1 protein-coding gene is annotated in these 277 nt (G+C 59.2%); it reads left to right on the top strand.

Annotation, left to right across the window (positions count from 1 at the left end; genetic code table 11):
* Positions 1-277: amino acid permease (locus tag SB764_RS39730; protein ID WP_410866715.1), on the top strand; the 277-nt coding region annotated here is incomplete at both ends.

The raw sequence follows: 277 nt of genomic DNA, 5'->3' as shown, positions 1-277 counted from the left end.
CTGGTGCTCGCTATCATGACGTCGATGGCGGGCTCGTCGCGCACGCTCTATCAGGCTTCCGTCGATGGCTGGCTGCCCAAATATCTTTCACACGTCAACCACAACGGCGCACCGACCCGCGCCATGTGGACCGACCTCGTATTCAATCTCGTGCTGCTGCTGATGTCCGACTACGTCGTCGTACTCGCGATGTCGAATGTGGGCTACATCATCTTCAACTTTCTGAATCTCAATGCCGCGTGGATCCACCGGCTCGACCGGCCAAGCTGGGAGCGCC

Origin of the sequence: Paraburkholderia sp. SIMBA_027 (assembly GCF_046535315.1) — a bacterium.
Classification (GTDB): Bacteria; Pseudomonadota; Gammaproteobacteria; order Burkholderiales; family Burkholderiaceae; genus Paraburkholderia; species Paraburkholderia tropica.
The sequence above is the reverse complement of the archived record's forward strand: the minus strand, read 5'-3'. Positions and strand labels throughout refer to the sequence as shown.